This is a genomic window from Ruminococcus sp. AF37-20, assembly GCF_003460465.1.
Lineage (GTDB): Bacteria > Bacillota > Clostridia > Oscillospirales > Ruminococcaceae > Hominimerdicola > Hominimerdicola aceti.
This window is the reverse complement of the sequence record NZ_QTVE01000021.1, coordinates 23,463-34,549: the sequence shown is the minus strand read 5'-3', so window position 1 is coordinate 34,549 and position 11,087 is coordinate 23,463. Positions and strand designations below refer to the sequence as shown.

Here is an 11,087-nt window from a genome sequence, read left to right as displayed (position 1 = left end):
TCTTTTCTTTTTTCTTAATTTTGTCCAATATCTATTGTAGCACTACATTTCCTAGCATCTCACAAGTCCTCTCCCCCTTGTCAACCAAAACAAAATATGCTATAATATAAGGGATTGTAACCTACAACCATATTAAAATACAGATATATACAGATAACGAAAGGATTAGCTATGGATACTTCCGCACTTCTTTGGTATAAGACCCCTGCAGACGATTGGAACAAAGCACTGCCCCTTGGAAACGGCAGGATAGGCGCAATGGTGTTCTCTCAGCCACTTGAAGAGAGGATTCAGCTCAATGAGGACTCCGTCTGGTCGGGCGGTTTCCGTGAAAGAAATAATAAGTCCGCACTGCCTAATCTCGAAAAAGTGAGAAAACTGCTTTTTGAGGAGAAAATAAACGAGGCTGAAAAAATAATCTATGACGCTTTCTGCGGCACGCCTGTAAATCAAAGGCACTATATGCCCCTTGGCGACATGAACGTTATACATTATAAAGAGAGCGAATGTGACTTCAAGAGCAGAAGCCTTGACCTTAACACCGCTGTCTGCTCCACAGAATATGCCATAAACGGCGTTGACTACACAAGAGAAATGTTTATCTCACAGCCCGATCAGGTGCTTGTTATGCACATAACGGCTTCCGAGAAAAAAGCGATAAGCGTCCGTGTACGCATTGACGGCAGAGATGATTATTTTGATGACAACTCGCCTGTGCATGACAACGATATCCTCTTTTACGGTGGATGTGGCTCAGAGGACGGCATAAACTTTGCCGCTTATATAAAGGTACTCCACAAGGGCGGAAAGGTCTACCCATATGGAAGCTTCATAACCTGTGAGGACTGCGACGAGGTGACTATCCTCCTTGGCGCACAGACAAGCTACCGCTGTGAGGATTACAAGGGACAGGCTGTCTTTGACGTTGAAAGAGCCGAGGAAAAAACCTATGCACAGCTTAAAGCTGACCATATCGCAGACTACAAGTCATACTATGACCGTGCGAATATCTCCCTTTGCGACAACAGCTCAGGTAATTCCACCCTGCCTACAGACGAAAGACTTGCTCTTGTGAAAGAGGGCGATCCCGACAACAAGCTTATTGAAATGTATCACAATTTCGGCAGATATCTTCTTATTGCAGGCAGCCGAGAAAAGACCCTGCCTACAAATCTCCAAGGCATTTGGAACAAGGATATGTGGCCTGCTTGGGGCTGTAAATTCACCATTAATATAAACACCGAAATGAACTATTGGTGTGCAGAGAACTGTAATCTCTCAGAGCTTCATATGCCTCTTATCGACCATATCGAGAAGCTCCGTCCAAACGGCAGAAAGACCGCAAGGAATATGTATGGCTGCCGTGGCTTTGTCTGTCACCATAACACCGACATATGGGGCGACACCGCACCGCAGGACTTGTGGATACCCGGAACACAATGGCCAATGGGTGCGGCATGGCTCTGCCTGCACATATGGGAGCATTATCTCTATGTTCAGGACAGAGAGTTTCTCAGCGAGAAATATGACACCCTGAAAGAAGCGGCAGAATTTTTCCTTGACTTCCTTATCGAAAACAAAAAGGGCAGACTTGTTACCTGCCCGTCAGTTTCCCCTGAGAATACCTATCTCACAGCTTCAGGCTCAAAAGGCTCTATCTGCATAGGTCCGTCTATGGACAGCCAGATAATCTATGAGCTTTTCACTGCCGTTGCGGAAGCTTCAAAAATACTTGAAACTGACGGAGGTTTCAGAAAGAAAGTCCTTGAAGCCAGAGACAGACTTCCTGCACCTGAGATAGGCAAATACGGTCAGATAATGGAATGGGCAGAGGACTATGACGAGGTCGAGCCCGGTCACAGGCACATCTCACAGCTTTTCGCACTCTATCCTGCTGACATCATAACAATGCGAAAGACCCCTGAGCTTGCCAAAGCCGCAAGGGCTACCCTTGAAAGACGTCTTTCACACGGTGGCGGACACACAGGCTGGTCAAGGGCATGGATAATAAACCACTGGGCAAGACTTTTTGACGGTGAAAAAGTGTACGAAAATGTTATAGCACTTCTTTCAAACTCCACAAGCGAGAATATGTTCGATATGCACCCGCCTTTCCAGATAGACGGAAACTTTGGCGGAACTGCCGGTATCACAGAAGCACTTTTGCAAAGCGAGAACGGCGAGATAATTCTCTTGCCTGCACTGCCGAAAGAATGGTCGGAGGGCAGCTTCAAAGGACTTTGTGCAAGAGGCGGCTTTGTTATCGACCTTGAGTGGAAAGACTCAAAGATAACAGCCTGCCACATTCACTCAAGGTGCGGAAAAAAGTGCAGGATAGTGTGCGACAGCGTAAAGGTACACACTGCAAGCAGCGATGTACAGACCTTGTACACAGACGGCGCAGCGGAGTTTGACACGGAAACAGGTAAAACATACACGCTCACATTCTGAGCAAAAGACAAAATTTGAGAGGATATTGAAATGAGACATTATCGGATAATGGCAGCGGCTGTTGCAGCAATTTGCACGCTGTCAGGCTGCGGAGTGCAGATAGGCAGAAACGAGAGCATGACCGCCCCCGAAAAAACATCTGTTGTAACCACAACAAAAAAACAGACAAACGATGACAGCAAGGCTGACGAGCAGGCTTTAAAAAGCTACGAAGAAACAAAGATCGTGGCAAACGCCATACCTTATGTGAAGTTTTCAAAAAGCGTTGAAGCCGAAACAGGCTCAGTTTCAGGCAAGGCGAAAGTAAAAAGCGACCGCAAGGGCTACAAGGGCAAGGGTTATGTGACGAACATTTCCGCTGAGGAAGATTGGTCAAGAGAGATCGAGCTTACCGACTCACAGTATTATGACCTTACCATAACAGTGGCTTCCGATGTGCCGTGCGTGAACGGCATAGCTGTGAACGGCAAAAAGCTTCAGGATTTCTCAGCCAGCGGCTCGGGCAAGTTTGAAAAGGTGACTTTCAAGAATATCTACATAGAAAAAGGCAAGACGGCAATATCCGTTATCCCTGTGGACGGCGGACTTGACGTTGACAGCCTGACCCTCACTGCAAGCGAGGATATATCAAAGCTTGACCTTACTATATCAAAGCCTGCTCTTTCAAACAAAGACTCCGACTACAATGCAAAAGCGCTTTATCAGTATCTTTGCGAAAGCTACGGCAAGCAGGTGCTTTTGGGTCAGCATGACACCATCGGCACATCTGCTGAAACAGACATGATATACAAAACCACAGGAAAATACCCTGCAATACGTTTTGGCGACCTTATGCTTGCCACTGAAAAGGACAGCATTACCACCGACACCGAGATGAACATCGCCATGGATTGGGCTTCAAAGGACGGCATAGTGGGCTATATGTGGCACTGGGCTGCCCCTGACGACAAGCGTGAATATTATGCCGACCAGACGGATTTTGACATCAAAAAGGCAGTTACAAAGGAAAATATCGCAGAACTCAGCCTTGAGGATATCAAAAAGCTTCAAAAGGACGGCAAGGTAAGCAAAGAATGTGTTGCTGTCGTTCAGGATATCGACACCATATCTGAGAAACTCTCCACCCTCCGTGATGAGGGAATAGCAGTGCTTTGGCGACCGCTCCACGAGGCCAGCAACGGCGATTTCTGGTGGGGCAATGACAAGGAAGCCTACAAATGGCTTTGGAAGCTTATGTACGAGCGTCAGACGAAATACCACAAGCTGAACAATCTCATATGGGTATGGTCAGCGCAGAATGCCGATTGGTATGTGGGCGACGAATACTGCGACGTGCTTTCCTGCGATGTTTATGACGACGGCAATAAGGACGCACAGGTGAACATAATGCTTTTCCTGCAAAGCATATCAAAGAACAAGCCTATTGCAATGAGCGAATGTGGAAGCTTCCCTGACATACAGAGCATTGCAGACGAAAAAGCCATGTGGGCGTTCATAGGTCAATGGGGCGGAAATTATCTTATGACCGATGACGGCAAGCTTGCTGAAGAAAACAACACCGCCGCCGAGCTTATCAAGATGTATAACAACAATCTCACTCTAACAAGGGATAAGCTCCCCGACTTCACCCACCTTGCAAGTTCCATAAAGGACACGGAAGAAAAATCCGCTGAGAGCAAAAAGAATGATAGTTCAAAGGCTGACAGCAAGACGAAGAAAGAAACTTCTTCTAAGGCAGAATAGAAAAAGACCGCTGAGAACTCTCTCAGCGGCATTTTTATACCCTATTTACCTTTCAGCGCCTCAGAAAGCGTCCGCCAGCCAAGCATTGCACACTTTACTCTCGCAGGCATATGGGAAATATCCCTGAGGGCAGAAGCTTCTTCAAGGCTGTCTATCTCTTCGTCAGACGCCTCGCCCCTTATCATTCTCATGAAAATATCCGCATATTCCAAAGCCTTTTCCTTGCTCTGACCTATTATCATCCCAAGCATTATATCCGTTGAAGCCTGAGATATTGCACAGCCGTCACCAACAAAAGCCCCGTCCGTAATGATATCCCCGTCAGTTTTCAGCTTTAACTGTATCTCGTCGCCGCAGCTTGGATTTATCCCGTCCAGCACAATGTCTGCGTCCTCTATATCATGCTTGAAATCAGGGTGCATATTGTGCTCCGTTAGTATCTCATTGTAAAAATTTCTATTTTCCATAACCCATTCGCTCCTTAACAGTTGAAAGACTGTCTAAAAATCTGTCTGCGTCCTCTTTGGTATTGTAAAAAGCAAAACTTGCCCTCACTGTTGAACGATAGCCAAGGTATTCAAGCAGCGGCTGTGCGCAGTGATGACCTGCCCTGACCGCAATGCCGTCTGCCGCAAGTATCTCGCTCACGTCATGTGGATGAACATTGTCCACAGTAAAAGTCAAAATACCATTATGCTCCTCAGCTTTCTCCGAACCAAGTATATTTATGTGAGCAATCTCTTTCATTTTCTCAAAGGCATACGCCGAAACTTCAAGCTCTCTCTTGTGTATTTCCTCAAAGCCCACGCTTTTCACATAGTCTATAGCCGATTTCAGTCCCACTGCGCCTGCCGCATTGACAGTGCCAGCCTCAAACTTATGGGGCAGTTCAGCATACACCGCCGAAGTCCTTGACACCGAATCTATCATCTCGCCGCCTGTGAGAAACGGCGGCATTTTTTCGAGCAACTCACGCCTGCCGTAAAGCACGCCTATGCCCATAGGTCCATAAAGCTTGTGACCTGAAAATGCAAAGAAATCCACCCCAAGCTTTTTCACGTCCACCGCAATATGCGGCGTGCTCTGTGCACCGTCTGCCACCATAACGGCGTTCTTGCGGTGTGCAATTTCTGCAAGCTTTTCTATAGGATATTCTCTGCCAAGCACATTTGAAAGCTGCGTAACAGCAACTATCTTGGTGCGGTCTGTTATAAGTTCCTCAGCTTTGTTAAGGTCAAGACTGCCGTCCTTTTCACATTCAAGGAATTTAAGCTCCGCACCCGTCTGCCTGCAAACCATTTGCCACGGCAAAAGGTCGCTGTGGTGTTCCATTATGGAAACCACCACCTCGTCGCCCTTTTTCAAATTGAAAAGCCCATAGCTGTATGCCACAAGATTTATGCTCTCTGTGGTGTTGCGTGTAAAAATTATCTCCTGCACAGACTTCGCACCGATAAAGTCACGCACTGCCTTTCGTGCATTCTCATAATCCTCCGTTGCCTGAACGCTCAGCTCATAAATTCCACGGAGAGGGTTTGCATTGTGACAGGTGTAAAAATCGTTTTCAGCATCAATAACGCATTTCGGTCGCTGTGCAGTTGCAGCGTTGTCGATATAAACCGTTTTATCCTGCATAAGAAGTGGAAAATCCGTCTTGTATCCTTGCATCTATCTCATTCCTCTGTGTCAGTTTTTATTCCCATGGCTTTTTCAGCCTCCGCCGCAAATTCGCTGTCCTCAGCCATATGGATAAGCCTTTCAACAGCGGCGTAAGCCATTATCTTCTCGGCAGTTTCTCTGTCAATGCCCCTGCTCTCAAAATAGAACATAGTGTCAGCGTCAAGCTCGCCTATAGTCGCTCCGTGAGTACCCTCAACGTTTTCTTCTGCACAAAGTATCAGCGGAACAGTTTTGTTCACAACATCGTCCCCAAGCATGAGCACAGTTTCGTTCTCGCTGCCAACAGAGTCCGCAGAGCCTTTCTTAAAATCTATCGTTCCTCTGAAAACCTTTTTTGCACTGTCCGTCAAAGCGCCGTTCACAGTGATAAGGCTCTCCGTCTTTTTGCCGAAATGATCAGCCACTATGTTATAGTCTATAGTCTGTGAATTTTTCCCCAGATAAGCGGTGTCAGCGTCAAACCTCGCTTCGTCACCGCTTAGGGTAACATGATCGTCGCTGTAGATATCTCCTCCGCCTATCATAATAGTCATAATGTGGATATGGGAATTTACCCCACATTCCGCCCTGACCTCATGTCGCACAAGTCCGTTTTCCGACGGCTCAAGAAGCATAACGAGCTTCACCTCAGCTCCCTCCTCAAGGTCGATATTCACCCTTGACAGCATAGGAGCGTTTCCTCTGCAAACTTCAAAAATAACGCCCCTTGCGGCCTTTTCAGCCGTTACGTTCACGACCTTTTCAGTATATCCCTCTGCGCCGCTGTTGTCAAGCCTTACAGGCTCGTTCTTTTCATCTTTTTTTAAGATGATGTTTTCCTCAGTTTTCGCTGCACTTTCGCTGTCCCACTGTATCTCAGCACTGTTTAACTTGAGAAAATTCCACGTTTTTGTCGGCAGCTTGTCTATCAGGATATTTTTAGTCATTTTAAGCACTCCTTTCCCGTCAGCCTATGCTGCCTTTCATTTCAAGTCTTATAAGATTGTTCATTTCCACCGCATATTCCACAGGCAGTTCCTTTGAAACGTTGTCTGCAAAGCCGCTTACGATAAGAGCCCTTGCGTCCTCTTCAGTCATGCCACGGCTCATAAGATAGAAAACTGAGTCGCCGCTTATGCTGCCTATCTTCGCCTCGTGACCGATAGCGGCGTCCTTTGTGCGGATATCCATTGCAGGGATAGTGTCAGACCTTGACTCAGAGTCAAGCATAAGCGACTGGCATGATACCGATGACTTAGCCTTCTTCGCACTCTTTTCCACCACAACACTGCTCCTGAACGTGCTTATTCCGCCACTCTTGCTTATTGAACGTGTGTTCATAAAGGAGCTTGTGTTCTTGCCCACATGAACTACCTTTGCGCCTGTATCCAAATTTTGTCCGCTTCCTGCAAAAGTAACTCCCGTGAACTCCATTTTGGAATTGTCGCCCTTTAAAATGCTCATAGGGTAAAGACAGCCAATGTGCGAACCGAACGAGCCTGACACCCATTCGATAGTGCCGCCCTCTTCCACAATAGCACGCTTTGTATTAAGGTTATACATATTCTTCGACCAGTTCTCGATAGTGGAATATCTTAGCTTTGCGTTCTTCTTAACATAAAGCTCAACACAGCCTGCATGAAGATTTGCAACATTGTATTTTGGAGCAGAACAGCCCTCGATAAAATGCAGACTCGCACCCTCGTCAACTATGATAAGCGTGTGCTCAAACTGACCTGCGCCCTTTGCGTTAAGCCTGAAATATGATTGCAGCGGTATTGAAAGCTGTACGCCCTTTGGTACATACACAAAAGAGCCACCCGACCATACTGCCCCATGCAAAGCCGCAAACTTGTGATCCCTAGGCGTAACAAGCTTCATGAAATATTTTCTCACCATGTCGGCATATTCGCCTTTCATGGCACTTTCGATATCCATGTAAACAACGCCCTCCTGGGCCACCTCAGATCGCACGTTATGATAAACAAGCTCAGAGTCATACTGCGCACCTACGCCTGCAAGAGATTTTCTCTCCGCCTGCGGTATGCCCAGCCTTTCAAAGGTGTCCTTTATATCCTGCGGAACGTTCTTCCAGTTGTTCTGCATTTTCGTGTTTGGTCTTACATATGTGGCAATATTGTCCATATCAAGCCCCTCGAGTGACGGCCCCCAATCAGGGGTAGGTATCTCGTTATATATCTGCAAAGCTTGAAGTCTGAACTGCTGCATCCATATAGGGTCGTTCTTTTCTTTTGATATCTTCTCTATTATTTCAGGCGTCAGACCGTTTTTTATGCGGTAAGCGTCGTTTTCAACATCTTTTATATCATAAATACTGCGGTCAATATCCATGACCTGACTTTTTTCTTTCATCATTTTCACCTCGTCCTCTTACTGCGTGTAATGGCAAAACGCCCCTTACACACTTTTATCAGATAGCCGAAAAGCCCTTTTCGTTTATCTTTTTCACAAGCTCTGAACCGCCGTTTTTAACGATAACGCCATTTTCCATAACATGAGCGGCATCAACTGTAAGAGCCTCCAGTATCCTTGTGCTGTGTGTTATAATAAGCAGTGAGCCGTGAACACGTTCTCTGTAGAGCTTTACGCCCTGTGAAACTGTCCTTACTGCGTCAACGTCAAGGCCTGAGTCTGTTTCATCAAGTATAGCAAGCTTTGGCTCAAGCATAAGCATTTGCAATATCTCTGCCTTTTTCTTCTCACCGCCTGAAAAGCCCACGTTGAGATCTCTGTCAGAGTAAGACTCGTCCATATCGAGAAGCTTCATTGTTTCCGCAAGCTTTTTCTTGAAATCCCAAAGTCTAAGACGTGTCTTTGTTTTCTGCTCCAAGGCACTTCTTATAAACGAGCTCAGTGTAACCCCAGGCACTTCCAGCGGATTTTGAAATGACAGAAAAATGCCCTTTTTCGCACGCTCGTTCACAGGCATATCCACAATGCTTTCACCGCCAAAAACAATGTCACCCTCTGTTACAGTGTAAGCAGGGTTGCCTGTTATAGCATAACCCAGCGTAGATTTACCTGTGCCGTTAGGACCCATAAGAACGTGAGTTTCATCACTGTTCACCGTCAGGTCAACACCGTGCAAAATTTCCTTATCCCCAACGCTCACATGAAGTCCAGTTATCTTCAACAAATTATTACTTTTCATATTCTGTGTCCTTTCCTCTATCGCCTTGTCAGGCTTTGTAAAACGTCATGACATGGTTATCACGAGTTAGCTGTTCCTAATAGATATTATATCACAAAAGCATAGAAAATCAATAGGAATTTTCAACAAACAATTACTCTAAACTAACTCACATAAAGTGATGATAACAAAAAAAATCGATTTTACCCCTTGACAAATAATATTATATGACGTATAATATATCCAACGATATAGTATTATAGATCTATATAATAACTGAGCTGACTAAAGAAAGGAGAGAGTAAATGGGCTTTCCAATAAGTGCAGGACTGCTTGATTCCATGGTACTGTCGGTGGTAGACAGAGAGGATACCTATGGATATGAGATAACACAGTTCATACGCAGTGCGGTGGACGTTTCAGAATCCACCTTGTATCCTGTACTGAAACGGCTTCAAAAAAACGAGCTGCTTGAAACCTACGATAAGGAATATATGGGCAGGAACAGACGTTATTATCACGTTACCCCAAAGGGAGAAAAAGCTCTTGAAGAATACCGCAGAGAGTGGAAGAAGCATAAGAATATGGTAGACCGTATATTATTAGAAAAAGGTGGAGAAAACACATGAACAGACTTGAGTATCTTACCCAACTGCGCAGATCGCTTGAAGACGGCGGACTTGCCGAAGATGAAATAAATGACGCAATGGGGTTTTATGAGGAGATATTCCTTGATGCAGGTGCAGCCCATGAAGCTGAAACTGCCGCAAACCTCGGCTCGCCCGAAGAGCTTGCCAACAAAATTTTGCAAGACAGTGGCATACACCCACAGGGCGACTCGGTATTTCAAATGGAAGCCGCCGCTGACCCCTCACAGGCTCGTGATACTGACAATAAGGTGCCACAGAACGGCAATTCTCTCTCAAAGCTTCTTGTTATCATCATCACAAGCCCAATATGGTTCAGCCTTATGTTTGCCTTTGCCGCAATAGCCTTGGCGATACTTTGTGCACTTTTAAGCATAATAATAGCAGTTTTCGCAACAGGCTTCTCCCTTACAATAGGCGGTATAGTAACGCTTTTCACGGTCTATCCCGCAGGCATTGCCCTTATCGGTGCAGGACTTATTTGTATCGGACTTGGAGGCATGATTGTAATGCCTGTTATAAGGTGCATATGGCGTGGCTGTGTAAGCCTTTTCAACAAATTCACAAACTTTGTCCATAGGTTTGTAAGCTCAAAGGCGGTGGCTTAATGGCAAAATATGATAACACAGGCGACGTAAAACGCAGACGTTTCCCATTTTTTTTGACGATATTTATTATCGGCATAGTGCTTTTCATTGTGGGCGTGGTGCTTATCAAAGTCACAAACACCAAAAGTCTTGGCAAGCATTATTCCTACAACGAAACTTTTGAGGTTGCCACTATAGATAATATGGAGATCGACTTCTCCGCAGGGGATCTCAACATCAAAAAGAGCAGTGACGAAAATATCCACGTCACAGGAGAAAATCTCCCAGAGAAGATAAATTTTTCGTCATTAAACAGCAAGCTTCAGGTCAAGACCGCCGACAGCCTTTTGCACCTTAAAGGCGGATATATCTCCTTTGACGGAAGTCAGCCTACGCTGACTATAGAGCTTCCTGAAAAAGCGTTTGACACTGTAAAGATAGACGCAGGCGCAGGACAAATGAAGCTTTCAGATCTGACCTGTGAAAACCTAGACATAGATTTCGGTGCAGGAAGCTCAGAGGTCATTAACGTCACCTGCAAAAATGAAGCCGACTTTGACCTTGGAGTAGGAAAAACAGTTTTCAAAGACTGCACTTTTAACGATTCTGACTTTGACTGCGGGGTAGGCGAAACAGACTTTTCAGGAAAGCTTCTCGGCGACGCTGAGATAGACGGCGGCATAGGAAGTATAAATTTTGATATCGACGGCTGCAAAAACGACTATAAGATAAAATCAGACAGCAAAGTGAAAATAAATAGCACAACAGAAGAGAACGAGCTTTCTTACAAAATAAAACTTGACATTGACAACGGTATCGGCGAAATTTCGCTTAATTTCAGATAAGGAG

Annotated in this window: 10 protein-coding genes; 5 read left to right on the top strand and 5 right to left on the bottom strand. The window is 45.6% G+C overall.

Features of this window, described 5'->3' with window-relative positions:
* Positions 1–171 precede the first annotated feature (171 nt).
* On the top strand, positions 172–2,451 hold the full coding sequence (locus DW015_RS11320; RefSeq protein WP_117905688.1) for a glycoside hydrolase family 95 protein: 2,280 nt from the start codon (positions 172–174) through the stop codon (positions 2,449–2,451).
* Between the two features lie 30 nt (positions 2,452–2,481).
* Complete coding sequence (locus DW015_RS11315; RefSeq protein ID WP_117905687.1) at positions 2,482–4,194, top strand: glycosyl hydrolase; 1,713 nt, start codon at positions 2,482–2,484, stop codon at positions 4,192–4,194.
* A 41-nt stretch (positions 4,195–4,235) separates the two neighbouring features.
* Here DW015_RS11315 and sufU read toward each other — a convergent pair whose 3' ends face one another.
* The 5 genes from sufU to sufC are packed head-to-tail and all read right to left on the bottom strand — an operon-like array spanning position 4,236 to position 9,025.
* The gene (gene sufU, locus DW015_RS11310; protein WP_117858848.1) at positions 4,236–4,661 is read right to left on the bottom strand and encodes a Fe-S cluster assembly sulfur transfer protein SufU; all 426 of its coding nucleotides are present in this window, start codon (positions 4,659–4,661) and stop codon (positions 4,236–4,238) included.
* The gene (locus DW015_RS11305; protein ID WP_117905686.1) at positions 4,651–5,862 is read right to left on the bottom strand and encodes a SufS family cysteine desulfurase; all 1,212 of its coding nucleotides are present in this window, start codon (positions 5,860–5,862) and stop codon (positions 4,651–4,653) included. Before DW015_RS11305 ends, sufU begins: the two co-directional genes overlap by 11 nt.
* A 5-nt stretch (positions 5,863–5,867) precedes the next feature.
* Positions 5,868–6,800, bottom strand: coding sequence for a SufD family Fe-S cluster assembly protein (locus DW015_RS11300; RefSeq protein ID WP_117905685.1), 933 nt, complete (start codon positions 6,798–6,800; stop codon positions 5,868–5,870).
* Between the two features lie 19 nt (positions 6,801–6,819).
* On the bottom strand, positions 6,820–8,226 hold the full coding sequence (gene sufB, locus DW015_RS11295) for a Fe-S cluster assembly protein SufB (protein WP_117905690.1): 1,407 nt from the start codon (positions 8,224–8,226) through the stop codon (positions 6,820–6,822).
* Positions 8,227–8,284: 58 nt separating this feature from the next.
* A complete protein-coding gene (gene sufC / locus DW015_RS11290; RefSeq protein WP_117905684.1) occupies positions 8,285–9,025 on the bottom strand; it encodes a Fe-S cluster assembly ATPase SufC in 741 nt (246 codons plus the stop codon).
* A 284-nt stretch (positions 9,026–9,309) separates the two neighbouring features.
* On the opposite strand from sufC, the gene DW015_RS11285 reads away from it, so the two are divergent.
* The 3 genes from DW015_RS11285 to DW015_RS11275 are packed head-to-tail and all read left to right on the top strand — an operon-like array spanning position 9,310 to position 11,083.
* Positions 9,310–9,633 carry a PadR family transcriptional regulator gene (locus DW015_RS11285; protein WP_002851767.1) on the top strand — a complete coding sequence of 108 codons (324 nt, stop codon included), beginning with the start codon at positions 9,310–9,312 and terminating at the stop codon, positions 9,631–9,633.
* The gene (locus DW015_RS11280; protein WP_117905683.1) at positions 9,630–10,259 is read left to right on the top strand and encodes a DUF1700 domain-containing protein; all 630 of its coding nucleotides are present in this window, start codon (positions 9,630–9,632) and stop codon (positions 10,257–10,259) included. The genes DW015_RS11285 and DW015_RS11280 overlap by 4 nt, the downstream gene beginning before the upstream one ends.
* Complete coding sequence (locus DW015_RS11275) at positions 10,259–11,083, top strand: DUF4097 family beta strand repeat-containing protein (protein ID WP_117905682.1); 825 nt, start codon at positions 10,259–10,261, stop codon at positions 11,081–11,083. The genes DW015_RS11280 and DW015_RS11275 overlap by 1 nt, the downstream gene beginning before the upstream one ends.
* Positions 11,084–11,087 lie beyond the last annotated feature (4 nt).

Bases quoted from the DNA above. Each gene is read 5' to 3' on its own strand.
- DW015_RS11320 (WP_117905688.1), top strand. From the start codon at position 172: ATGGATACTTCCGCACTTCTTTGGTATAAGACCCCTGCAGACGATTGG.
- DW015_RS11315 (WP_117905687.1), top strand. From the start codon at position 2,482: ATGAGACATTATCGGATAATGGCAGCGGCTGTTGCAGCAATTTGCACG.
- sufU (WP_117858848.1), bottom strand. From the start codon at position 4,661: ATGGAAAATAGAAATTTTTACAATGAGATACTAACGGAGCACAATATG.
- DW015_RS11305 (WP_117905686.1), bottom strand. From the start codon at position 5,862: ATGCAAGGATACAAGACGGATTTTCCACTTCTTATGCAGGATAAAACG.
- DW015_RS11300 (WP_117905685.1), bottom strand. From the start codon at position 6,800: ATGACTAAAAATATCCTGATAGACAAGCTGCCGACAAAAACGTGGAAT.
- sufB (WP_117905690.1), bottom strand. From the start codon at position 8,226: ATGAAAGAAAAAAGTCAGGTCATGGATATTGACCGCAGTATTTATGAT.
- sufC (WP_117905684.1), bottom strand. From the start codon at position 9,025: ATGAAAAGTAATAATTTGTTGAAGATAACTGGACTTCATGTGAGCGTT.
- DW015_RS11285 (WP_002851767.1), top strand. From the start codon at position 9,310: ATGGGCTTTCCAATAAGTGCAGGACTGCTTGATTCCATGGTACTGTCG.
- DW015_RS11280 (WP_117905683.1), top strand. From the start codon at position 9,630: ATGAACAGACTTGAGTATCTTACCCAACTGCGCAGATCGCTTGAAGAC.
- DW015_RS11275 (WP_117905682.1), top strand. From the start codon at position 10,259: ATGGCAAAATATGATAACACAGGCGACGTAAAACGCAGACGTTTCCCA.